Annotated in this window: 20 protein-coding genes; 17 read left to right on the top strand and 3 right to left on the bottom strand. The window is 44.1% G+C overall.

The window, feature by feature from the left end; all coding sequences use genetic code 11:
- Positions 1 to 33: 33 nt before the first annotated feature.
- The 3 genes from CSH93_RS05330 to CSH93_RS05320 all read right to left on the bottom strand — a co-directional run bounded on the left by CSH93_RS05330 (position 34) and on the right by CSH93_RS05320 (position 5,179).
- Positions 34 to 2,976, bottom strand: coding sequence for a non-ribosomal peptide synthetase (locus tag CSH93_RS05330; RefSeq protein WP_100642137.1), 2,943 nt, complete (start codon positions 2,974 to 2,976; stop codon positions 34 to 36).
- A 72-nt stretch (positions 2,977 to 3,048) separates the two neighbouring features.
- A complete protein-coding gene (locus CSH93_RS05325; protein ID WP_100642136.1) occupies positions 3,049 to 4,161 on the bottom strand; it encodes a DegT/DnrJ/EryC1/StrS family aminotransferase in 1,113 nt (370 codons plus the stop codon).
- Between the two features lie 73 nt (positions 4,162 to 4,234).
- The gene (locus CSH93_RS05320) at positions 4,235 to 5,179 is read right to left on the bottom strand and encodes a Gfo/Idh/MocA family protein (RefSeq protein WP_100642354.1); all 945 of its coding nucleotides are present in this window, start codon (positions 5,177 to 5,179) and stop codon (positions 4,235 to 4,237) included.
- 534 nt (positions 5,180 to 5,713) lie between these two features.
- Between CSH93_RS05320 and CSH93_RS05315 the strand changes: the two genes are divergently transcribed.
- The 17 genes from CSH93_RS05315 (at position 5,714) to CSH93_RS05235 (ending at position 24,802) form a co-directional block, all read left to right on the top strand.
- Positions 5,714 to 6,061, top strand: coding sequence for a hypothetical protein (locus tag CSH93_RS05315; RefSeq protein ID WP_100642135.1), 348 nt, complete (start codon positions 5,714 to 5,716; stop codon positions 6,059 to 6,061).
- Positions 6,058 to 7,179, top strand: coding sequence for a glycosyltransferase (locus tag CSH93_RS05310; RefSeq protein ID WP_100642134.1), 1,122 nt, complete (start codon positions 6,058 to 6,060; stop codon positions 7,177 to 7,179). The genes CSH93_RS05315 and CSH93_RS05310 overlap by 4 nt, the downstream gene beginning before the upstream one ends.
- 12 nt (positions 7,180 to 7,191) lie before the next feature.
- Positions 7,192 to 9,066: an asparagine synthase (glutamine-hydrolyzing) gene (gene asnB / locus CSH93_RS05305; protein ID WP_100642133.1), complete on the top strand. Its 1,875-nt coding sequence runs from the start codon at positions 7,192 to 7,194 to the stop codon at positions 9,064 to 9,066.
- 11 nt (positions 9,067 to 9,077) lie between these two features.
- A complete protein-coding gene (locus CSH93_RS05300; protein ID WP_124748938.1) occupies positions 9,078 to 9,572 on the top strand; it encodes a hypothetical protein in 495 nt (164 codons plus the stop codon).
- Positions 9,573 to 9,971: 399 nt separating this feature from the next.
- The gene (locus CSH93_RS05295; RefSeq protein ID WP_100642131.1) at positions 9,972 to 10,643 is read left to right on the top strand and encodes a formyltransferase family protein; all 672 of its coding nucleotides are present in this window, start codon (positions 9,972 to 9,974) and stop codon (positions 10,641 to 10,643) included.
- Positions 10,644 to 10,740: 97 nt separating this feature from the next.
- Complete coding sequence (locus CSH93_RS05290) at positions 10,741 to 11,541, top strand: flagellin N-terminal helical domain-containing protein (protein ID WP_100642130.1); 801 nt, start codon at positions 10,741 to 10,743, stop codon at positions 11,539 to 11,541.
- Between the two features lie 143 nt (positions 11,542 to 11,684).
- Positions 11,685 to 13,148, top strand: coding sequence for a sigma-54 dependent transcriptional regulator (locus CSH93_RS05285; RefSeq protein ID WP_100642129.1), 1,464 nt, complete (start codon positions 11,685 to 11,687; stop codon positions 13,146 to 13,148).
- Positions 13,149 to 13,242: 94 nt separating this feature from the next.
- A complete protein-coding gene (locus CSH93_RS05280) occupies positions 13,243 to 14,184 on the top strand; it encodes a choice-of-anchor A family protein (RefSeq protein WP_100642128.1) in 942 nt (313 codons plus the stop codon).
- A 134-nt stretch (positions 14,185 to 14,318) separates the two neighbouring features.
- Positions 14,319 to 15,461 (top strand): sensor histidine kinase, encoded by a 1,143-nt coding sequence (locus CSH93_RS05275; protein ID WP_100642127.1) that lies wholly within the window; start codon positions 14,319 to 14,321, stop codon positions 15,459 to 15,461.
- 1 nt (position 15,462) lies between these two features.
- Positions 15,463 to 16,812: a sigma-54-dependent transcriptional regulator gene (locus tag CSH93_RS05270; protein WP_100642126.1), complete on the top strand. Its 1,350-nt coding sequence runs from the start codon at positions 15,463 to 15,465 to the stop codon at positions 16,810 to 16,812.
- A 188-nt stretch (positions 16,813 to 17,000) separates the two neighbouring features.
- Positions 17,001 to 17,327: a flagellar hook-basal body complex protein FliE gene (fliE, locus tag CSH93_RS05265; protein WP_100642125.1), complete on the top strand. Its 327-nt coding sequence runs from the start codon at positions 17,001 to 17,003 to the stop codon at positions 17,325 to 17,327.
- 11 nt (positions 17,328 to 17,338) lie between these two features.
- Positions 17,339 to 19,033, top strand: a complete 1,695-nt coding sequence (gene fliF / locus CSH93_RS05260) for a flagellar basal-body MS-ring/collar protein FliF (protein ID WP_100642124.1) — start codon at positions 17,339 to 17,341, stop codon at positions 19,031 to 19,033.
- An 11-nt stretch (positions 19,034 to 19,044) separates the two neighbouring features.
- On the top strand, positions 19,045 to 20,085 hold the full coding sequence (gene fliG / locus CSH93_RS05255; protein ID WP_100642123.1) for a flagellar motor switch protein FliG: 1,041 nt from the start codon (positions 19,045 to 19,047) through the stop codon (positions 20,083 to 20,085).
- A gap of 23 nt (positions 20,086 to 20,108) precedes the next feature.
- Complete coding sequence (gene fliH, locus CSH93_RS05250; protein WP_100642122.1) at positions 20,109 to 20,885, top strand: flagellar assembly protein FliH; 777 nt, start codon at positions 20,109 to 20,111, stop codon at positions 20,883 to 20,885.
- Positions 20,878 to 22,242, top strand: coding sequence for a flagellar protein export ATPase FliI (gene fliI, locus CSH93_RS05245; protein WP_100642121.1), 1,365 nt, complete (start codon positions 20,878 to 20,880; stop codon positions 22,240 to 22,242). Before fliH ends, fliI begins: the two co-directional genes overlap by 8 nt.
- Positions 22,242 to 22,685: a flagellar export protein FliJ gene (gene fliJ, locus CSH93_RS05240; protein WP_100642120.1), complete on the top strand. Its 444-nt coding sequence runs from the start codon at positions 22,242 to 22,244 to the stop codon at positions 22,683 to 22,685. The genes fliI and fliJ overlap by 1 nt, the downstream gene beginning before the upstream one ends.
- Positions 22,686 to 22,813: 128 nt before the next feature.
- Positions 22,814 to 24,802, top strand: a complete 1,989-nt coding sequence (locus CSH93_RS05235; protein WP_100642119.1) for a flagellar hook-length control protein FliK — start codon at positions 22,814 to 22,816, stop codon at positions 24,800 to 24,802.
- Positions 24,803 to 24,813 lie beyond the last annotated feature (11 nt).

Here is a 24,813-nt window from a genome sequence, read left to right as displayed (position 1 = left end):
TGGCAGTTCAACGGGTTTGCAGCTAGATTACAATCACGTCCGTTTAGTGTTTATAAAGGGGAGCAGCAATTGTGCAACCCGAAGAGAACCGGAGTTGTTGTAATGCCAGTAGTCTTCAAATCCAGAAGGTTGCTTCGGTTCAATAAAGTCGGGATTGGGGTCATAGTAAGGGATATTATTGTTGAAACAGAACTGCATGATGTTTTCTCTAAATGAGTGCTGTAATTCCCAAAAGAAGTGATAAGCCCTGAAGTTTCTTCTAAAGTATCTCCACCCGAGTGCAGCTCTCATTGCTTCTGAATGTTGAGACTCTCCAACATCAAACGTTGGAGAGCAAAATGGTCGCATTACTTGCAAACTTAATAAGAACTGACATTTTTTTTGATGAATGACCAAATCTCTATAACTCAGTATCTTCTCAAACAGTCCCTGCTCGAATTCGCGAAACTTGCACAATACTTCCGTCTGCATAAGTGATTGATTAGGTTGCGAGTGGTGCGCGTATAGTTCATCAGTGAAATATCTAAAGTCGTTTCCACAGGAAAAGCTCAGAACAGTATTTCCGGGAGCGAGATCGAACTCATTACATAGATGCATTTCGGTGGCTAAGTCTGCCCCTCGAGCCGCCCCATTGAAATAGCATTTCTCATCATCTAATTGAGATAAGTATGACGCTATTGTCTGATGGTCATTTACGCCAACTCCAAACAGTGAGCTTGCCCCCATCAATAAAACCTTTGGTCTGGCGGAGGCTGTAAATTCATCTAATGAAATTGGACCCACATTACCAGACGTTATACGAAAGCCCTGGTCATCTGTATTGAGGCTTGGAGAAGAGAAGTTTTTTGCTGCGCCAGACCCTTTACCAGGGATTGTAGCCTTTTGAGAGACAGACGCATCTGTAAACGCTTTAACATCTTCAAACCAAGCTGGAACTTGAGCATTAGTTCTAGAAATCGGGGTTACGCCTTGTTGCCTAACGACTGGAGTAATATGTCTAAAATTAAAGGTACGTTTGCGTGTCAAATTCGAATGCTTGCCGCTTTGAATGCGTCTAACAAACGCAGCAATACTATTGATTGTTCTAAATTGTTCCAATGCACTAGTGTCTAGATCACTGATCCGAATTGAAAAGGCGACTTCTAGATGAACAATTAAGGAAACAAAGGTTAAGGAATCAAGTACTCCTGTTTCAATTAAGTCGGTGTCGCAATCTCTATTGATAGCCTTTGAGTCGAGCACTTCTTCCAGACATTGATAAATTTTGAGTTGTTCCGTAGTCATTTCAATTTGTGCATCTTCTTGGGAAAGCGGAACTTGAGCAGTTGCAGATTCATCCGTATCTATATACGTCAGTTGTTTGTTGAGGTATTGCTGCTTTACCCGCTTTCTGGATATCTTCCCCGACGAAGACTTTAACAATGACTTAGGCTCTACAAGAGAAACTTCAAATAGTAGCGCGCTAAAAGCGGCTCTTATTTTTCTCTCGATGAGCTGCTTCACGGATGTCGGACAGGCACCCACCTTAATTTCTGCAAACACAATAACAACATCCGTTTCAGACTGCGCTTGTGTGTCGACAATGGCGGCGCATCTACCTGAAATAACACCGTCGCAACTAGATGTTATTTCTTCTAAATCTTCAGGGTAAAAATTTTCACCATTGCAAATAATGATGTCATCCGTTCTACCCAGAATAAAAAGTTCGTTATCTATAATAAAACCGCAATCGCGGGTATTAAACCATCCGTCTTGATCGATATAGCTCTCTGATTGACTGCACTTGCTGTATCCATCAAATCTGAAGTTACTGTTGATTAATATGTCACCAACATCATGTCCTTCATCAGCCTTTATTTTGACATCTACACCGGGCAACGGAACTCCGCATGAAATAACCTGCACACTGTCGGGCTTATCCGGAACAACACGTATAACACTGTTATTGTCTAATGCCTTTTTATCAAGTGAAACGCACGACAGCCCTCGTTTAAAAGGTGTCTGAGTGGCAGCGTAGGTATGCTCCGCGAGGCCAAAACAATTCGCAAACTTTTCCCATGAAAGACCAAATGGCCGGTATTTCGTAAAGAAAGTTTCTATCGTGTGCTTTCGCGTTGTCTCAGAGCTACTAATAATGCTTTTAACATGACCTAATTTGTAGCTTTCATCCGGTTTTAGGGTATTGGCGTATAAACCAAAAGCAAAATTAGGCTGCCATATTAAGGTAGACTTATGAGATTCGCACAATCGCCAAAAACGTTGTGGGTTTACTACCCAATCTTGGGCACTCAAGCTTACTAGTTTGATTCCTTTCAGTAATGGAAGCATATAGCAGGCAATAAAGCCCATATCATGATACAGCGGCAACCAAGATTGAATTTTATCAATCTGTGGTTCAATACATAAGGTTTCATAATAACAGTTGAGAAATTCGACCAGCTGAGAATGTGTTAGTGGTAACCTTTTCTTAATACCGGTTGTACCCGAAGAATACTGATGGATAACAGGATCTTGAGGTTCGATAATTGGCGCGTCCAGCGAACTGTTGAGATCTAATTGTTTGAGTGTGATCGTATTGACGAAGGGACAGACGACATCCTTAAAGTCATAACCTTCAGTCGTGACAAATGCGGCATAATCATAGTTTTCAAGACTGCTCAGCAATGATTCTAAGAATAATTCTCGGTTTGTTTTTATATTGGGGAATGTAAATATTGTAGGAATAATCCCACTTAATAAAGCCCCAATATGTGATGCATACAAATCGATAGAAGTCGGTAACGATATTAAGATTGTATCGCCCGGCTCCAATCCCTGCTGAGCATAAAGGTGTGACCAACATTTGGCCCTATCCACAACTTCGCGATAAGTGTAGAGCTCTATCTTTTTTTGTCCTTCGGGGTACAAGGTTAACCAAGGCGTTCCATCGCAGTTCTGATAATTCTGCAAAATAATGTCGCGAACACTTGCAGTCATAACTTATAGTAACCTCATACACTGATTTAACACTTTAAACATGCAAAATGGCTTTATTGTCAGCCAATAGAATCAATTCTGTAGTCCATTGATAACGTCTACCACCGTCTGGCAGTCTTGAAGGCTAATATACCCACTCATGGGAATACTGATAACTTGTGTGGCAACTTTTGCAGCTATTGGCGTTGGAGGACTGAGTGCATCGCTAAATGCTGGCTGCTGATCGAGTGGAATAGGATAGTAAATTGCCGTAGGTATGTTTGCCCGCTTCAATTGGTCTTGAAATGCCTGGCGGTTTTCAGGGGCGACCATTAACGTATATTGAGCCCAGCTAGACGTGAACCCGGATGGTACCTCTGGCTTTTGGCATTGAAAGTTTATCGCTGAGTAACATTGGCTTATTGCTTGGCGGTGCACTAATTCGTCGGGAAAGTGTGCTAGCTTCTCGATTAATATAGCGGCTTGAATAGTATCAAGCCTGCTATTCAACCCGATGCGAATGTTTTGATATTTGTGATCACCTTTACCGTGAACCCTTAGTGACCGCATTTTCTCAGCCGTTTCGTCGTTGTCGGTAAACAGCGCTCCTCCATCACCATAGCAACCAAGAGGTTTTGCCGGGAAAAAACTTGTTGTTGCAATATCCCCAAAACTACCAGAACGTCTGTTACCAATAGAGCCACCAAACCCTTGTGCAGCATCTTCAATCAGGGTTAGCCCGTAGAGCTCGCACATAGGCTCAAGAGCAAGGTAATTAGCGGGTAGGCCAAATAAATCGACAGCAATAACCGCTTTAGGCTCACCTAAATCAGAAGATCGTACGGCTTGAATGGCCGCTTCTAGCTTCACTGGATCGATATTAAACGTTGTAGGGTCAATATCAACAAAGTAGGGCGTAGCTCCGGTAAGTGCTATAACTTCAGCTGTAGCGAAAAAAGAAAACGAAGTAGTGAATACCACGTCACCGTGTCCAATATCATGACACATTAAAGCGATCTGTAACGCATCTGTCCCGTTGGCACAACTTACACAGTGTTTGACACCGACATAGTTTGCTAACTGTTCCTCAAGCTCGTATACCTCTGGCCCCATGATAAATTGACCATGATCCAACACCTTATTGATACGCTCTTCAATAGCGCTTCGCATGTGATGTAATTGCGCGTTTAAATCAATAAATTCCATATCAGACCTTTTACTACTCTTAATTTCTGCTAGGGCAAATCGAGCATACAGCGCCGGGCATCCTTAATCGGTGTTAAGATGCGTCTCTGATAAAAGGGTGCTCAAGTTGCGAGTTGGGTTTAGGTGTCATATTGCGAATGTCAGCAACCGTGCTTATAGCAGTAACGTTGTCATCTAATCCGAACCCGTTTCCAGATAGAATCGCCTCATAACTACGAGTATGCAGGTCGGTAAAACCGCCTGAAAACTCTACTTCTTGATTATCAATCAAGATACTACGATAAGTGCGTTGGCCCTTAAGGCGAACGCTTGCCGGTAAGTTGTCAAAATCAGTAGACAAAAACCAACGTACCCTTGCATTTTCGTATTCCAGAAATCCAGAAGCAGCTTGAGGTGTTGACAAAAATAATTGGTTATCCACCAACTTTCCGAATAAAAAATGCAGCATGTCAAAAAAGTGAACACCAATATTAGTTGCAATACCGCCTGATTTCTTTTCGTCACCTTTCCAAGAGGCCAAATACCACTGGCCACGAGAAGTTATATAGGTTAGGTCAACATCAAATTTTCGCTCAAGTTTTTGCGCAGCTATTTTTTCCTTTAGCGCAATAATCGAGGGGTGCAACCTTAGCTGCAATATTGTATTAATTTTTCGGTCATAGTCGCGTTCAAAATCTTTCAACGCGTCAATATTCCATGGGTTCAGAACCAGTGGTTTTTCACAGATAGCGTCGCAACCTGAGCGAAGAGCAAATCGAATATGCGAATCGTGAAGATAGTTTGGTGAACAAATCGACATATAGTCGACCTTTCTTTCACTACGTAAGCGTTTGTCTATGTGACGATCGAAACGTTCAAACTCACTAAAATACTGACAGTTTGGGAAGTAACTATCGAGTATTCCTACTGAGTCGCAGGGATCAAGCGCTGCAACTAAATCATTACCTGTTTGCTTGATGGCTTGCATGTGACGAGGGGCTATATACCCAGCAGCACCCATTAGACCGAATGTACTCATATTTGGCTCTCGTAAAACTGTATTATTCATTGTTATCGACCGCCATGTTTTTACCTTTACTCATACAAACCAATTAGACCATTGCAGACTCGAACCAGTTTAGCGTTACCCTTGGATTCGGTAAAACTTTCGTTGTGCAATAGTTGCATATAATAGCACTTAACCAATTATGAAATATGCCACTTTTTAAAGCACGGTTGGCCAATATTTTGATTAAATGCTTGTATCAATGGGGTTGTTGGCGGTGTGTCAGTTGATTTAGTAAGCGCTTAGCGACTGCTAGTCGAAGTTTTTCATTTCAGTGGAATGGAGATGAACATATTCAGGCGCGACTGAATAACGCAAATAATGAGTAAGTCGAGTAAAAGCATCTTCATTGCCTTTAAGATACAGGCCATGAACCTAGCGACTTTAATATTTCAGGTCCTGGCCGATACGAATATAGTCTCAGACAAAGCCCATGTATATATTTGATTGGTGTTGTATGTTTATTATAGTGCAGCATGTTCATGAACCTAAGCACCGGAGTGGGATATGCGAGGATGGTTGAGAGCCGCTGTTGGGTTTTTTATTGCTCCCGATAAGCTGCTTGTTATGCGTGTCAGTAAGCTTGAGTGTCAATCGGTTTCGATATTTGGAGCCGGAGACTTAGGTTTAGCGGTTTACATGCGACTCGAACAATTGGGTATACAAGTTAATGGTTGGTATGACTCGAAAGTAAAAAACGCCCCTTGCCGTTTTATTGGTATAGATTTGCTTGCCCCTTGTTTTATAAAAGAGGAGCTACCTCAATATTTAGTGATTGCCAGTGAGGCATATGCCAAAGAGATAATGGCCAGTTGTGTACAAGCGGGTTTCAAAGGACGTTTCATAACACTATGAGAATCTTATCCGTCTTTAAGACACCGCTAATCAAAACTCCCCGCCCCAGACGGCTGCTAAGTGCTCTAGAGGCCAATCATGACGTCTTTTATATCTGCCCGCCAGAAATAAACGAACAGTCTGATGATAGACGGTTCGGCTACTTGTATCGACAGCCACAATCAAAATTTACTCGGTGGCTAACCAAAACGGCGATAAAACTCAAATGCTTCAGTATTGCGAGTCGACTTGAGTCTGGTAAATATCATATACCCCCGATTAGCGATGGTGAATTTGATATTATCTTTGTCCATGATTTGTATTTATTACCAAAATTTACGGGGTTAAAAAACACTAGAGTCATCTTTGATGCTCGTGAATATTACCCAACCGAGTTTGCAGATGATCCGCAGTGGGCTGTTACGACAGGCAAGGTCGCAGAGTATACTTGTAAGCGCTATATGCCGCTGAGTGACCAAGTAATGACGGTCTCCTTGTCGTTGGTATCGCTTTATCAGCAGTTGCTAAATCGAAAGGTGATTTTTTTCCCCAGCTACCCCAAACTCAGTTACTTGATCCAACCAGAGTTTCGCTCTTTAACTAAGCCCATTCGCTTTGTTCATCATGGAAATGCCTTTAAAAATAGAGGGTTGGAGAGGATGATAGAGTTAATGGAGGTGTTAGGGGAAAACTACTATCTTGACATGATGCTGGTTGCTGCTCCGGGTAATGACTACTACGTTAGACTGCAAGAAAGAGTCAGTTCGATGAAAAATGTCAACATCATCGAGCCCGTACATCCTGACCACATTACTCAAGCTTGTAGCCGTTATGATTTTGGTTTGTATTTAATGTCAGTTAATGAAAGTCAGAATAGGTTTTGCTTGCCTAACAAATATTTTGAGTTTTTGTATTCAGGTTTACCCGTGATCACCAGTTTTTCTCGAGACATGAAAAGGCTCACTGATGAGTATAATTTAGGACTCGGTTTTTTGGACGAGAGTATTGAGGAAATCGCGCGGGCCATTCACTCGATTGATGATAAAGCATACCAACAGTATCTTCTCTCGCTGAGTAAAATTGTTCCGACTTGGAACGTGGATAATAATATCAAGAAAAACTTTCCCGAGTTGTGTTAGGGCATTCATTATATGTGCGGTATTAGTGGCGTTATCAATTTTGACCAAGCGATTGAATACTCGACGATTCATGCATTTAATCAGCGCCTGATCCATCGGGGGCCAGACGCCCAGCATGTGCGTTTATCAGCGGATGGGAGCGCAGCTTTAGGGCATTGCCGTCTCGCCATACTCGATACTTCAGCGAATGCTGACCAGCCATTTAGAAGTTCTGATGATCGTTACTGGCTGACGTTTAACGGTGAAATTTATAATTTTTTAGAACTGAAAGAAGAATTGAGTGCTTTAGGTTTTCTGTTCCGCACAAATTCAGATACTGAAGTGCTTTTATATGCTTATATTCATTGGGGGGAGAAGTGTCTGAACAAGCTCAACGGGATGTGGGCATTTGCAATATGGGACCAGAAAGAAAAAGAGTTGTTTGCATCCAGAGACCGATTTGGCGTCAAGTCGTTATATTTTTCCCATTCAACTCGTCGTTTTATGTTTGCATCGGAGCAGAAAGCTTTTTTTCTATTCAGAGGTGAGGGGATAGGCAAAATTTGCCCTAAGCTCGCTGGAGCAATTGTAATGTATCCAGAATCTATCGAGTCTAGAAGAGAGACGCTATACACCGGCATTCACAAACTTTTGCCCGGAGAGTGCCTGAGATTCCGAAAAAGCGGACTCAGTATTAAAAAATGGTGGTCAACATTTGATGAAACTGAGAACGCAAGTAAAGACGTTACTGCGGGATCTTTAGTGAAATTATTTACGCAATCTTGTGAATTGAGAACGCGTTCAGATGTCAAAATCGCGACGTCACTCAGCGGCGGGCTAGACTCATCAGCAGTAACATCACAATTGGCGATGTTTCCTAAGACTGTTACAGAGCAGCAGTTGAAAGCCTTTATTGGTTCTTTCTCTAATACGACAATGGATGAGTACTGTTGGGCCAAAAAGGTTATCGAGCAGTATGATTTGCCAAGTACAAGAGTCACGATTGATGATGGCGCTGTTTCATCGCTGATTAAAAGCGTATTAGATCTAGAAGATATAACATCTCAACCAGTATTAGGCCCTTCATTTGTCTATCAGGCTATGAAAAGTGAAGGCTTCAAGGTTTCCATTGAGGGGCATGCTGGTGATGAGTTGCTTGGCGGCTATACACGGCATATGAATGTATATATTGCAGACCTATTGAATAAAAAAAATGATCCGCTTAGTTTAAGCTATGCCATCGCAGCATTAGGGGAGTCTTGGAAGGGAAGTGATAGTGCCCAGAAGTTACGAGGGAACTTGCTCCAATTATCGCTCGACCCTGAAGCTACCAACCTCAATTTGTTAAATGCTAAACCTTATTTGAGTCAGTACTTGAAACATGAGTACGTTCCATTGAAGCATCAAGTCAAAGAGCGAGAAAATCCGCGCTACAAGAGCAAAGATATGCTTTTTCAGCGACTTTATGAAGACTTACATTACTATTCATTACCCAGTATTCTGAAGGTCTATGACCGCTTATCGATGGCTAATTCAGTTGAAATCCGTTCACCCTTTTTAGATTATCGCTTTGTATTAGCTGCGCTAAATGCCAACGCCGATTTGAAGATAAATAAAGGCCGTAGCAAAAGCCTTTTGCGTGACCATTTTGATTTCATTCCAGAAAAAATTCGATTTAGACATGATAAGAAAGGTTTCTCACACCCGTTAAAAGTATGGTTGAGTAAAGACCTTGGAATGCTAGTTAAAGATCTTGTTAGCCATCCACGCTTTTTAGATTCTAATTTGTTTGATGGGGTGGGGTTAAGTCAATTACTGCTTGGTTTTTTAGAAAATAAGCAGTACGAGCGGGTATTGATGTATTGGCCGCTAATCAATCTAGCTATTTTAGAGCGCTTTCAATCATGAATTTAGCGTTAATGAGAATACAACATTTTTTGCACGATAACGCTCATATTAATTCGATTGTTATCTGGGGCAATGGCCAACTTGGCAATTCTATCCGTAGGCATATTGAAAGCATGGATGAAGGCCTGAAAACGGTATACACAATTGATTCTGCGACTAAGGAGGCTATCGAGAAAAACGGCATAACAGTCTTCCCCATTTCCGCTCTTCCTGATTTGTCTTTCGATTGTTTGATTATCGCTTCCATTGAGTATGAATCTGAAATAATGGCAACGATAGAGCATTTATATCCGAGAGACATCGAGAAAGTGTACTCTTTTTCTACAGACCCTCAGTTGGAAAAATTAAAAGAGACGGATTTACAGTCACTCTCTTTAGAGTCACTAGTTGAACTTGTTTTTGCTTTTCCCGATTGCGCAGAAGTTTGGCATGCCCTTTCACATAATACCAGTGGTGATATAGCGCTAGCGTATGCTGACTGTGCAAAAGCGCTCAACAGTCGTTGACGGTTCCAGATCGCTCGGGTCAGTACATATTGCTTCTAAAAATTGGTTTCGGTCACCACCGTCTTTTGCAAAGTATTGCGAGGGTAGTGTGCTCTTAAGCTAAGTTTAGTCAAAGTGCACCCTTACAAAACCCTATTGCTCAGTACTAGTGATAGCCTTTTTTCATCGGTACTGCTTAAGCATTAAAGACCTATTTGTAAAGGGGTGTATTTGATCGGAGTTGCCTATTCTGCCGCCCCATATAAGGAAATTGTGTGTATTTTACTAAGCCCCAGTTATGCTAGGGTTTTCATATAGCAATTGCGTCACATTTTCCGATCGGTGGAATGCTGTATTGTAGAAGACATGATGTGAACACAAGTCGATTGTTATGCCTGTTAACTGATTAAAGGATGAAATATGAACCTCGGGGTCATAACTTATGATACACCGCACTTGAAAACTGAACAGTTAGTGATGTCATACATACGTGATACTGCGATAGACAGCGTTTCATTATTTGCATTACCGTTTAAACCACGCAAGCCGCGTGAAGTATCCTTTGAACATCGACCGGTTCAATCTGTTGCTGTCCATTCACGTCAATTGGCCGCGTTACCCAAGGTATCGTTTACGCCTTGGGATGGAAATCAGCTTATAAACGAAAATATCGACTTGTTTATTATCGCTGGCGCAGGAATTTTGGATATTTCATTCGCGCAAGGCACGCCAATACTAAATGCGCACCCAGGGATAATCCCAACCACGCGTGGATTAGACTCATTTAAGTGGGCAATACTGGATAACGATCCTGTCGGTATTACGCTGCACTTGATTGATAAAGAAGTGGATAAAGGAGAGATTATTTATATCGAGGAAACGCCAGTATTCACCTCTGACACCATACACTCACTCGCGCGTAGACATTATGAATTAGAAATTAATTTAATGAGCAATGCTCCTCACTTCATAAACAATAGAGTCAAGGAGCTGACACAAGAAAAGCCGGCAAAAATGCGTATGCCGAAAGAGCAAGAGCAGCAAATGTTGTTAAATTTTGATAGCTGGAAAGAACGTTATGCGTTGAAGTAGGCTATACGTTTGTATCAAATATCATACTTAACAGAGAAGGGTTTGCTTACAATTTGAACAGCGTTTGCTATACTCTAGGGAGGTATGAGGGGGAATTATGGTTGAGTTTAATCCACAATCGAGTTCTTCGTTGCTGCAACAAGTTCAGCAACGACAAGACACGCTACTGGAGCGTTTGGCCAGTGGGCGCCGTGTTAACAGTGCTGCAGACGATTCAGCTGCGCAGCAAATCATCGATCGATTAACTTCACAGGTAGAGGGCAATCGCCAATCGATTAGAAATGCGTATGACGGGGTAAGCCTCGCTCAAGTGGCTGAAAGTGGCCTTGAAGGCATCAATAATGATGCGCAACGTATTCGCGAACTTACTTTGCAAGCGGGTAATGGTGCATTGAATGATGCTGACCGCCGCGCAATTCAGTCGGAAATCACTCAACTGCAAGAAAATATTACTCAGACAGTTGAGCAAACAACTTTCGGCGGACGCCCATTGTTAAGTGAGTCAGGCAGTGTCGATTTTCAGGTAGGCGCAAATGCCGGACAACAGATTTCACTTGAAACCCGAAATATTCAGGAAGAGTTGCAAGGGCTTTTAAATGCTGATGTCACGACCAGCAGTGGTTTGCAAGAGGCGTTAGCGACTGTTGATGAGTCACTGAGTATTATTGGCAGTGCACGCTCGGATTTGGGTGCGACGCAGAATCAATTCGAGAGCGCAGCGCGCAATTTATCTCAGGCTGATGTCAATACCGCAGCCGCTAGAAGTCGAATTCAAGATACCGATTATGCGCAAACGGCTTCAGAAAATGCTGCAGCAGGAGTGCTAGGTCAGTCAGCGATAAGTGTTCAGGCGCAAGCCAATCAGCAACAAGGGCAAGTCTTAGCGCTGCTAAGTTAACCAACTGTTTTAAAGTATAAAAAGACGGCAATAGCCGTCTTTTTTTATGTCAATGGGTTAATCTAGTTGCGTAAAAATCGGTTATGGTTACAATCGAGTAAGCTGCATAACAATAATAACGTAACAATGCGCTCGGGGAATCAATGAACCACATACTGATTGTCAGTGACAATTCGGCAGTTATTCAGACATTGCAAACTGTGCTGCAGTTTTTATCCGAATCATTCAGCTCCAGCTCCATGGCAGATGCCTCGGCGACTATAAAATCTAGTCAACTGGGAACGGTTGTAGCTCTTGATGGTAATGATGTCGCAAACGCTACCGCATTGTTAAAAACATTTCCTGATATTCCGTTTGTTACGGTTGATAGTCATGACTTTCCGAGTTCTCAGCATAAAAATGTTGTCGCTCAGCTAACTCAACCGATTACATATCCCGCTCTAACTCAAGCATTATACAGAGCACAAGAGTACCTAAAACGCCATCCTGATAACAATAAACAGGTGCAAAGCAAAACACGCTTGTTTAGAAGCTTGGTAGGGCAAAGTCAGCAAATACAGGCCGTTAGAAAGTTAGTCGAACAGGTAGCGCCGACTGATGCCAATGTGCTTGTGCTGGGGGAGTCTGGCACAGGTAAGGAAGTTATCGCGCGAAATATACATTTCTTGTCTGGTCGCAAAGATAATCAGTTTATCCCGATTAACTGTGGTGCAATTCCGGGTGAACTGCTCGAAAGTGAATTGTTTGGCCATGAAAAGGGGGCCTTTACAGGTGCCGTGAGCAGTCGCAAAGGGCGCTTTGAACTAGCTGAAGGTGGTACTTTATTTCTGGATGAAATAGGTGATATGCCGCTGCAAATGCAAGTTAAATTACTGCGCGTATTGCAAGAGCGTACTTTCGAAAGAGTGGGCGGCACAAAGCCTATCGCGTGCAATGTTCGGGTTATTGCGGCAACCCATCGCGATCTAGAGAAAATGATCGAGCAAGATAAGTTCAGAGAAGATTTGTACTATCGCTTAAATGTATTTCCGATAGAAAGCCCCGCATTGCGAGAGCGACAAGAAGATATTCCATTGTTACTGCAAGAGCTTGTTGTACGTTTACAAGATGAAAATGAAAGCGACAATAGCGTTCGTTTTACGGATCAAGCTATACGCTCTCTCATGGAACATCCTTGGCCAGGAAATGTGCGAGAACTCAGTAATCTTGTCGAAAGATTGACAATATTGCATCCCCAGCAATTGATCGACGTGAGCGAATTACCGGCAAAATATCAACATGGTGATGTTGAACACTATGAGCCAGATTATCCTGAAGAAGTACTCGAGCGGCAGGCTTTCAATGAGTTGTTTGCAGAAAGTGCTGAACTTGATGAAGCTGAGCCGGATATTGAAACTGGCTTGCCACAAGCTAGCGAAACAGCATTGCCGGACGAAGGCGTCAACCTTAAAGAGTATCTCTCTGAACTCGAGTTGAATTTAGTCGTTCAAGCGCTAGAGCAATCCGATTGGGTTGTGGCTCGAGCGGCTGACAAACTGGGTATGCGGCGCACTACTCTGGTGGAGAAAATGCGTAAATATAATATTCAACGCGAGGTAGATGTTTAGCCTCTGCTTAAGTTTTTTTGGCGTAAATTGCCATATGCACAAACTCATCCTACCAGTATACTTCGCGCCGTTTTAATTCCTAGAGCACATTCACTTGAAAAGATTAATTGATCTTGGCTTCATCGCGTTCGCGTGCCTGACCACTATGAAACTTTCAGCAATGCCGATTGCTTTTGATGACATGGGGGATGCGAGTGCCTATATTTTTAATGACTTTACCGGCACAAACTCTGACAGCCAAAAAGCACTGTGGGTTGGCGGGAATGCTGATTTTAGCAGTTACTCAGTCGCCACATTAAATGATTGGAACTCACTGGCTTTAACAGTCCAGGGTAACTTTTCCCAGTCAGGTGGAGATGTCAATGGGCTGTCTTCTATAGGCGGTGACATTTTGATTACATCGGCTTCTGCTTTGCGCACAACAACAGAGTCTCGAAACTTTGATCAACAATATTTCACCGAGCTTTCGCAACGTTTGAGTGCACAGGAAAATGGTACTCATGCAATTGTCTGGGGCGCATTACAATTAAGCTTGTCTCGTAACTTGATTAACGACACGCTGTTTGTATCACTTGATCAGCAAATATTGGACAGTGTTTGGGGGATTTTTACCCAAGATATTTTTAACGGCACACGTGTTGTATTGAATGTATCAGGCACTGATGTATCGATGAGTGGCAGCAAAGATTGGTGGTTGAAAGATCACAACTATTCTTTTAACCATAAAGCTAACAATGTGTTGTTTAATTTCTATGAAGCTGAAAATCTGAGTATTGCCGGAGGGATTTATGCCTCAATTCTTGCCCCCAATGCGGATGTTATTGGTGGCAGTGGTGCCCTAAACGGTCAGCTAATTGCGAACAGTTTCAATGGCTCTACTCAACTAAACGACGCAGCTTTTTCGGTGGATACACCGGCAACTGATGTGTCTGAGCCTGCTGCATTTTATCTGGTCGCATTCGTTGTGTTTTTACTCGGCGTCCGACGCCTGCAAAAATTCAGATGGGTTAAGCAAGACGAAGGTTGCCCTGCTTAAGGGCGCCTAACCTCATTTGTAAACATCCAAATTTGAAGCTAATTACATGAATTTATTAGTTTTTAAAATTGGCATATCTCCTGCTACTACCTCTTTAGAGAAAACCACTGACGGGTTTTTGACGCGAGGTAGTCATGTTAATCGAAAAACAAGCTGATGAGTTACGCTATTCCGGCGGCCTATATAATCACGACATCAACCGTGATGACGACAGCTATATATCTTTGAAACGCCAATCTCAACGATTAGAGCGTCTTTTACAGGTCATGCCCGCAGGCGTTATCGTGATAGACGGCAAAGGTATTGTGCGTCAAGCAAACCGTTTAGCCCGCCAGTTGCTTGGAGAGCCTTTAGAAAAGCAAGTATGGCGAGATATTATCGCGCGTTCGTTTAAACCTAGAGCCGATGATGGACATGAAGTATCTTTACATGATGGCCGGCGGGTCAAGTTGTCGATCACACCATTGATTGATGAACCCGGACAATTGATTGTCATTACGGACCTGACCGAAACTCGTCAGCTGCAAGCGCGTATTAGTCACATGCAGCGTCTATCTTCACTGGGTAAAATGGTTGCATCACTTGCCCATCAGATTCGAACTCCGCTGTCAGCAGCGTTGTTGTATGCCGCGAATCTTGGGCAAGAATCGATTCAACCCGCAAAGCGAAATAAGTTTGTTTCTCGCCTACTGGATCGGCTACATGAGCTGGAATCTCAGGTGAATGATATGTTGCTCTTTGCAAAAAGTGGTGAGCAACAAGTGGTGTCCACCATTGCGGTAACAGAGTTGTTAGAAGACGTTGAATCAAGTTGTCAGTCTTTACTTAATAAGGCACGCGTTGGATTGAATGTAAACGTGTCAGCAGACGCCAGCGGTGTTTCACTGCTAGGCAATCACACGGCTTTACAAGGGGCACTGGTTAACTTGGTGGATAACGCTGTGCAAGTGTCTAATAGCGATGGCGAGGTGACGTTAGATATTACTGTCGATAGTAACCAAACTGAGCTGTTGATCCGCTGTTTAGACAATGGGCCTGGCATCAATAGCAGTGCGCTAAAGCGTATTTTTGAACCTTTTTATACCACCAAAACTAACGGAACCGGATTGGGCCTTGCAGTCGTCAGGCAGGCAGTATCTGCCCATAAAGGAAGGATTGAAGCAGCCAATCGCTTAAATGGTGGGGCTGAATTCAGCCTATGGTTGCCGCTGAGTCCATCAACACCGCAAGCATCGGATACACCTGTATCAGAACGCTTAGAAGAAGTGGAGAAATAATATGTCTCAAACTCAAATTCTGATAGTCGAAGATGACGCTGGTTTACGAGAAGCATTAACCGATACGCTAGAACTCGGCGGTTATAGTGTTATTGAAGCTGAAGACGCTGAAATGGCATTGATAAAGCTCAACCAACAATCAGTAGATTTGGTTGTCAGCGACATTCAAATGGGGGATATGACAGGGTTATCATTATTGCGCAGTATTAAAGCTCGCTATCCACAGTTACCCGTATTGTTGATGACGGCATTTGCAACCATTAATGATGCTGTACAGGCGATGCGAGATGGTGCGACGGATTATTTGTCTAAACCATTCGCGCCACAAGTGTTACTTAACCTTGTTAGTCGCTATGCACCTGCTCAAAAAGTCGTGTCGCGCACCCCGGTTGTGGGCGATACATCCAGTAAAGCATTACTTGAGTTAGCCGGCAAAGTCGCGCGCTCTGATGCCACTGTAATGGTACTTGGCCCGTCGGGCTCGGGTAAGGAAGTTATATCACGCTACATTCATGATTTATCGCCTCGCGCTGAGGCACCCTTTGTCGCGATTAACTGTGCCGCCATCCCTGAAAATATGCTTGAGGCCACATTGTTTGGCTATGAAAAAGGTGCCTTTACAGGCGCGATTCAAGCGTGCCCTGGTAAGTTCGAGCAGGCACAAAACGGAACCTTGTTACTCGACGAAATTACCGAAATGGATATGTCGTTGCAGGCGAAATTATTAAGGGTTTTACAAGAGAAGGAAGTTGAGCGCTTGGGTTCGCGAAAAACCGTAGCGTTAGATGTAAGAGTTATTGCAACGAGTAACCGTGATTTACGACAAGCTGTTGAGCGCGGAGAGTTCCGCGAGGATTTATATTATCGCTTGAATGTATTCCCTATTACTTGGATGCCATTACACAAACGCGTTGGTGATATTTTGCCTTTGGCAGAGCATTTGATCCAGCGCCATGCAACAGCCAATGGACAAGAAGTGCCCAAGCTCACCGCAGCTGCACGCAATAAATTATTGAGTCATAAATGGCCTGGGAATGTGCGAGAGCTTGAAAATGTGATCCAGCGTGCGTTGATCCTGTGTGATCCTAGCCAGATTGATGCCAATGATTTGATGATTGAATTTAACGATGGGGCTGACTTGAATAGAGCTATCGAGCCGTCTGCTCCTGCAGACGACGCTAGTTTATTAGGCTCTGAGCTTCGCCAGCAAGAGCATCAAATAATTCTCGATACCTTAGTATCTTGTAACGGGAAGCGTAAAGATGTCGCTGAGAAACTGGGTATTAGTCCAAGAACGTTGCGCTATAAACTTGCCAGAATGCGGGAAGACGGTATTGACGTACCAGCATAAATGCTAGTTCTTTGACGCATTCTTCGTTTTAAAAAACCGCTTCGAGCGGTTTTTTTATGTCAAAAAAATGACTGAATCATAACAGTCGCAGCAAATGTGTGTAACCTATTGAAAATTAAGGGGTATTAATTTTGGCTTATGTTTTGCAGTGTCAATTCAGCGTAATTTAATTGTTTCAGGTGTATGTGATGGATATTAAAGCAAATGCCCTTTATCAAGAGATGCAGTCCATGATGGTTGAAGCTCGACCAAACATTGAGCAAGTACCAGGCGTCAACGTGAACAAAGGCAGCGACAACTTCGCAGACATGCTGGCTGATGCGGTTAACAATGTGAACAACCTACAGCTCGAATCTCGCAATACTCAGAAAGCATTCGAAATGGGTGCGCCAGGGCTTAGCCTCGCTGACGTGATGGTAATGAAAGAGAAATCGGGCATTGCCTTTGAGGCGACTCTTCAAGTGCGGAATAAGTTACTTGAAGCCTATAAACAAATCATGAACATGCCAGTATAAGGTGATTAATTGTGGCTGAGGCAACCAGTACAGAACTTGCTGTCAGTGACGGTTACGGAAACGACACTGAAGTAGAACAAAAATCGGGGTTTATGGACACCCTTGGATCCGCTGACATGATGCGCCAGCTGATGTTAGTCGTGGCCTTGGTTATTTGTGTCGCTATCGCTATATTTATTTTGATGTGGACTCAAGAGCCAGATTATCGCCCATTGGCTAAGATGGAAACGGCTGAGCTCATCGAGACACTGGATTATTTCGATCAAAATCAAATTGACTATCGCTTGGACGGTAACATTGTTTATGTCCGAGATGATCAAATTCAAAACATTCGCTTGGGCATGGCACGTCAGGGCATTACACAAGACGCTTCCCAAGGCACCGATATCATCATGCAAGATATGGGGTTCGGGGTTAGTCAACGCGTTGAGATGGAGCGCCTCAAGCATGCCCGTGAACAACAAATTGCCAGAACCATAGAAGATATTGCTGCGATATCAAAAGCCCGTGTATTGCTGGCTATGCCGAAAGAAAATGTTTTTGCTCGTCGAGAGAAGAAAGCTAGCGCGACAGTGGTTCTTACCCCGATGCGCGGCTCTGTGATCTCAGGCGAAGAAGTCGATGCTGTGGTGGACATCGTAGCCTCTGCGGTACAAGGCATGGAGCCTAGTCGCGTAACAGTAACAGACAGCAATGGCCGCTTACTCAACTCGGGTTCACAAGATTCAATGAGTGCACGTGCTCGTAAAGAATATGAAATCGAGAAAGCGCGAGAAGACGAGTATCTGCAGAAAATTGATTCTATTTTGATCCCGGTATTAGGTGTGGGGAATTACACTGCTCAGGCTGATGTAACCATGGACTTTACCGCGGTGGAGCAAACCCAGCGCCGCTACAATCCAGATTTACCTGCTGTGCGCAGTGAAATGATCATCGAGGAAAACAGTACCGGTTCAAGCGTAGGCGGTATACCCGGCGCATTAACCAATCAACCACCACTGGACTCCAATATTCCTGAAAATGCGACTGGTGGTAATGCTCAACAATCAGTACCTGGACGCAATAGCAAAGAGCAAACACGTAATTATGAACTCGATACAACCATCAGCCATACTAAACAACAAACGGGTGTAATTCGCCGATTGAGCGTATCGGTTGCTGTTGATTATGTGTCAAGCACGGGTGAAGACGGTACGGTTACCAGTTCACCTCGCGAGCAAGCTGAACTGTTAAATATTCGTCGTTTATTGCAGGGCGGTATAGGCTTTGATGTCACTCGCGGTGATAGTTTAGAAGTCGTCAGTATTCCCTTTAGCCGCATTGATACCGGGGAAGTTGCTGAGGTGCCAATTTGGGAGCAACCTCAGTTCATGCCTATACTTAAAATTGTGGTAGGTGGGCTAGTTATTATCGTGTTGATCCTAGCGGTTGTGCGCCCAATGCTTCGTAAGTTGATACACCCAGATGCCGATATTGATGCGGATAATTTCGAAGCTGATTCAGCGCTAGATTTAGGTGACGAAACAATCAGTATGTTGTCGCAGGAGTTTGATGAAGGGCAGGTAGGTTTTGCGCCAGATGGTTCGTTGATGTTACCTGACTTACACAAAGATGAAGATGTATTAAAAGCAGTTCGAGCGTTAGTCGCTAATGAACCTGAGTTGTCTGCGCAGGTTGTAAAGGGCTGGTTGTTGCAAGATGAATAGAGGATAAGCGTATGGCAAATGAACTCGCCCCTGCAGATGATGTAACCTATGATGTTGGCAAGCTCGAAGGTGTCGATAAAGCGGCTATTTTATTACTCAGTTTATCCGAAGAAGATGCTGCACAGATCCTCAAGCACTTAGAGCCCAAACAGGTTCAAAAGTTAGGTACAGCCATGGCCAAAATTGAGGACATGACACAACCTAAAATAACCGCAGTACATAAACACTTTATCGAAGAAATCCAAAACTACAGTACCATTGGTTTCCAAAGTCAGGATTTCGTCAAGCGTGCTTTAACAGCAGCATTGGGTGAAGATAAAGCTGCCAACTTGATTGACCAAATTCTAATGGGATCTGGTGCGAAAGGTTTAGACTCATTGAAATGGATGGATTCCAAGCAAGTCGCCAGTATTATTCGTAACGAACACCCGCAAATACAAACCATTGTTATGTCATATTTAGAGCCGGAGCAATCAGCTGAAATTTTATCTCAGTTCCCGGAAAAAGTGCGTTTGGATTTGTTGATGCGTGTGGCGAATTTAGAAGAAGTTCAGCCAGCTGCACTGCAGGAATTAAACGAGATCATGGAGAAACAGTTCGCCGGTCAAGCGGGTGCTCAGGCTGCGAAAATGGGCGGCTTGAAGTCTGCTGCCGATATCATGAACTACCTCGATACCAATATCGAAGGTCAGTTAATGGATGCTATTCGTGAGCAAGACGAAGAAATGAGTCAGCAAATTCAAGATCTTATGTTTGTCTTCGACAATCTTGTGGATGTGGATGATAGAGGGATACAAACTATCTTGCGTGAAGTTCAACAAGAATCTCTACTCAAAGCTATCAAAGGAGCAGACGAAGAACTCAAACAGAAAATCACCAAAAACATGTCTAAAAGAGCGGCTGAGATGTTACTTGACGATCTTGAGGCATTGGGGCCAGTGCGCGTTAGTGAAGTGGAAACTGCCCAGAAAGAAATTTTGTCTGTTGCTCGACGCTTGGCTGATGCTGGAGAGATCATGCTTGGCGGCGGTGGCGGTGACGAGTTCCTATAACAGAACAAGAATGAGTATCGCAAATGAGTAGTTCACGGTTGCATAAGTTGTCGGCTGAAGATGCCCGTTCATGGGACCTACCTTTTGTTGAAGAAGAACTTGATGTTGATGAAAGCAAAACCAATGCTTTTAACCGCCGTTCAGATTGGAAATACGAACCGCCGGAAGAAGATGAGGAAGTCCTTCCTCCCACTGCCGAAGAGATAGAGCAGATCCGAGCTTCGGCCTATCAAGAAGGTTATGAAGAGGGCAAACAAGCCGGACTGCAAGCGGGTCATGCTGAAGGGTTAGAGCAAGGACGGCAAGAAGGTACGGAGCAAGGGCTGGAAGAAGGTCGAAACGAAGGGCTAGCTCAGGCGCAAGAGGATATTGAACGTCAACGTCAAACGTGGGAAGCGCTGATCAATGAGTTACACAAACCCGTCGTGTTGGCACAAAAGGAAGCTCAAAGACAATTAGTTTTGCTTGCCGTATCGCTGGCTAAAGCTGTTATTCGTCGCGAGGTTGAGACACAGCCTGATGTTATTCAGACTGCGCTTGAGGAAGCGATCAAAACGCTCCCTATCAATGATCAAAGTATACATATTCGGATGCATCCAGACGATATCGCATATATCGAAGAACAATTTGGCGCAGAAGCCATTGCGGAACGCCATTGGCACTTAGTTAGTTCACCCGATATGTCGCGCGGTGGGTGTGATATATCGACTCAAAACAATGCGGTTGATCACTCTATTGAGCGCAGAAGCAAAGCGGTTCTTGATACATTCCTAGTCCAGCAAGGCTTGACTGATGGTTAACGAAAATACGACAGAAGATGTCAAAATTTTCATTGAGCATGTCACTAAATTAGCTCAACAAGTACCACAATCAGCGCCGTTATGTGCGGGTAAATTAGTCAGAGGGATCGGCTTGACACTTGAAGCTGTGGGTTGTCAGTTGCCGGTTGGCAGTCAGTGCCTGGTACAAACAATTGACGGTCAAATTGAAGCTGAAGTGGTCGGGTTTGGAGAAGATATTACTTATTTAATGCCAACCGAGGCGGTCAAAGGTATCGTGCCAGGCTCCAGAGTAGAGCCGTTGTCGAGAGAACCTGGTTTACCGGTAGGTTTAGGGCTGCTAGGTCGCGTTGTGGATGCCAACGCTCAACCTTTGGATGGTTTAGGGGCCATTGAAACTCAAACACGAGTATCAACCAATAAACCGCCCATCAACCCGTTGACGCGCCGTCCAATTGAGCAGCCACTCGATGTTGGTGTACGTGCAATCAATAGCATGATAACGGTGGGTACAGGTCAGCGAATGGGACTGTTTGCGGGTAGCGGTGTAGGTAAGAGTGTGTTACTCGGTATGATGACTCGAGGAACCAGCGCTGATGTCGTTGTCGTGGGCTTAGTTGGGGAGCGGGGTCGAGAAGTTAAAGAATTCATTCATGATATTCTGACTGAAGAAGAGCGCAAGCGGGCTGTTATTGTTGCATCACCCGCGGATACCTCACCCTTAATGCGTTTAAAAGGCTGTGAAACCGCAGTTACGATTGCTGAGTATTTTCGAGACCAGGGGCTTAATGTGTTATTGCTGGTTGATTCTTTAACGCGGTATGCCATGGCACAACGAGAAATCGCGCTCGCTGTCGGCGAGCCGCCTGCAACTAAAGGCTATCCGCCTTCAGTCTTCGCTCGATTACCGGCACTGGTAGAACGGGCTGGAAATGGTGGAGATGGTCAAGGTTCTATCACTGCTTTTTTCACCGTTTTGACAGAAGGTGACGACCTACAGGATCCTATTGCGGATGCTGCCAGAGCGATCCTTGATGGGCATATTGTATTGTCGCGTGAACTTGCCGACAGTGGTCACTATCCCGCAATCGATGTGCCATCATCGATTAGTCGTGTAATGCCACAAGTCGTGAGTGAAGAGCACTTAAATAGTATGCGTCGCATTCGACAAGTGTATTCACTATATCAACAGAACCGCGATCTTATTGCCATTGGGGCCTATACCAAAGGAACGGATCAGCGAATTGATCTGGCCATTCAAGCAGAACCTGCGATTAATGCGTTTTTTCAGCAAGGAATGAAGCAAGTTATCCCGTACGATGAGTGTATGCAGGCTATGCAAGCGCTCTTTGCCGGCTTACAAGGCGGTGGCAACTAATGGCTAATGAGCAATTGCAAAAGGTCGCCGATTGGGAACGTCAAAAGGAAGAGCGATGCGCAGGCGCGTTTCATTTGGCACAACAATATGTGCAACAACAACGCGATCGCTTAAGCAGCATTGAGCGATACCGCATCGAATACATTCAATCCATTACACAGAATGGCCAATCTGGTCTGCAGGCGCGAACTTATACTCAGCATTTGAGTTTTGTTGCCCAGCTTGATCAGGCGTGTCATCAACAAAATAAGATCATAAGCCAAGCTATCTTGGTCGCAGACCAACGAAAACAGGAATGGTTGGTGCAACAGCGCAAGCGAAAAGCGATAGAACATGTGATTGAGAAAAAACGCTTGGCACGCGAGCACCGACTGGCAAAGTATGAGCAACAGCAAGCCGATGAGTTCGCCCTGCAACGCTTTATTCGTAACGCCTCAGCATAGTGTTAGGTTAGATTTTAATAGGTTGGAACGGTCTTTGCACAATACATCCTTAAGAATGCAAACAAAACCGACATTTATTTGTAACGTGTTGAAAATTAATAAAATGTTGGGCTGAGGAATTTCGTATTATGCAACAAATTGCCCCTTTGCAAACAGATATTGCCGCTAAGTCTGACGCTGTATTTGAAGCTGACAAACAATGGTTCGCTAGCGCAGACAATAGGCAAGACCAATTTGGTTCTTTGTTGGGTCAAGAAAGAGCCCAACAAGAGAGAAATGTGCGCTCTACGACCTCTGAACGGCCAAATGCAGCCTCAGCTAAAGAAAAAACGCGAGAATCAAGTTCTACTCACAGAAGTGAAGACAAGCAAGAGGCTGGTGCCACACGTAAAGATCCTGCTGAACGTACAGAGCAAGAGAAACCCGTTGCCAAGGACGAGGTTGCGGAGAAAACGACAGCAACCGCTAAAACCGGGGATAAAACTGCTGAGGCGGAAAAGTCCAATGGCGATCAGGCTGAAATTGAGCAACCCGATGTTGTGGCAACTGACAGCGTGGCGGATAGCCCTGAAGTGGTGGAAGAAGAAATTAATTGGGTTGATTGGATTGAGCAAGTTAAAGCCATAAATCATGGGGACGGTGAAAAGGCGATTGATTGGGATGGCGAAATTGCGGATTTGAAAGCACTTAAAGACAAGACGCTACCGATAGAAATCACAGTGAATGAAGAGGGTGAGAAAACCATCACCATTACGTTGCCAGAAGATTTAGATCTTCGTCCTTTGGATGCTTCTGCTTTGAAGGATTTTATTAAAGATATTGTCAAACAAATCAATCAGCAAGAAGGGGATTCAGACGTAATTCCCAATGACTTGTACATCAGCCCTGTGGATCCTAGTTTGGAGTCTTTACTCGCCGATCTTGCCCCACAGAATGGATCTTCAGATGCCGATGAGCATGAGCAGTTGAATGATGCTTTACTGGCTATTTTATTCTCCAATCAGTCTCAAGGTGAGCTAGATGATTCATCTGATATTCACGATCAAGTGAGTGCTGAAGATGCTGCCATTCCATTGGATATTGAAACCGACGTTATAGTGCAAGAGGAAGAGGTAGACGAGCTCATTGCGCAAGTTTTAAATGACGTTGAGGTGAACGCTAACACTCCAGAGATAGCGACAGACGCATCGCTGCCAAGTAATAGTGAAACCCAAGAAAAAGTAGATAACAATGTTATTGTTGTGGATGTATCCCCTAAAAAAGCGATTGAGTTGATAGTTGAGTTGCCTGAGCAACAGCAGCGTCAAGCGGTGCAAGCAATCGTTGAGGATATTGTTGCCAAAAGCCCGGTACCCGTAACCCCTCAACAGCAACAGTCGTTTATCAATGCGTTGCAAGCGGGGATTGAAGAATTTAAGCAGCAACTGAGTCAAGGGCGAGAGCCGGGACTGAATTTAAAAGCCATAATTTCTGACGCAATTGCGGCTTCCAGTATTACAGAACAAGCGCCGTTGCAAGCTACAGTCTCACAAGTGACGGATCAAGTGTTGCAAACCTTGTCGCTAGCAGATGCAATTAAGCAACAAGGTAAAACTCCTGGTGAGTATTTGGCGGCCGCTACTCGAGCCGATGCTATAAATGTAGATAGTGCGGTCCAGACTGAAAATCAACGCAGCGCTGCAGCGCAAAGCTTGATTGATAAACCTGTCAATATTATTAAACCTGAAGGTCAGACTCAGTTCGCAGAAAAAATACGCTGGATGGTAAATGCCCGCTCATCGTTTGCGGAAATTCGACTAGATCCACCCGATCTTGGCAGTGTCAAAGTGAAAGTGAGTATGTCAGGCGAAGCGGCACAGGTGAATTTCATTGTCCAATCTCCACAAGCGCGTGACGCTTTAGATCAGGCGATTCCGCGTTTAAAAGACATGCTGAATCAGCAAGGCATTGAATTAGGACAGTCATTTGTTCAGCAAGATAGCCAACAACAGCAAGGAGAGCAGAGTGGAGAGTTTAGTCAAGGTCACGCTGATGAAGCAATGGAAGAAGTTGCCAGTGAGGTTATTGAACAGCGTGTTGTGAACGGCAGAGCTGGTGGTATCGATTTTTATGCCTGATGCAGTAATTG

It is taken from the genome of Neoalteromonas facilis (assembly GCF_002807665.1).
Classification (GTDB): domain Bacteria; phylum Pseudomonadota; class Gammaproteobacteria; order Enterobacterales; family Alteromonadaceae; genus Alteromonas_E; species Alteromonas_E facilis.
The sequence above is the reverse complement of the archived record's forward strand: the minus strand, read 5'-3'. Positions and strand labels throughout refer to the sequence as shown.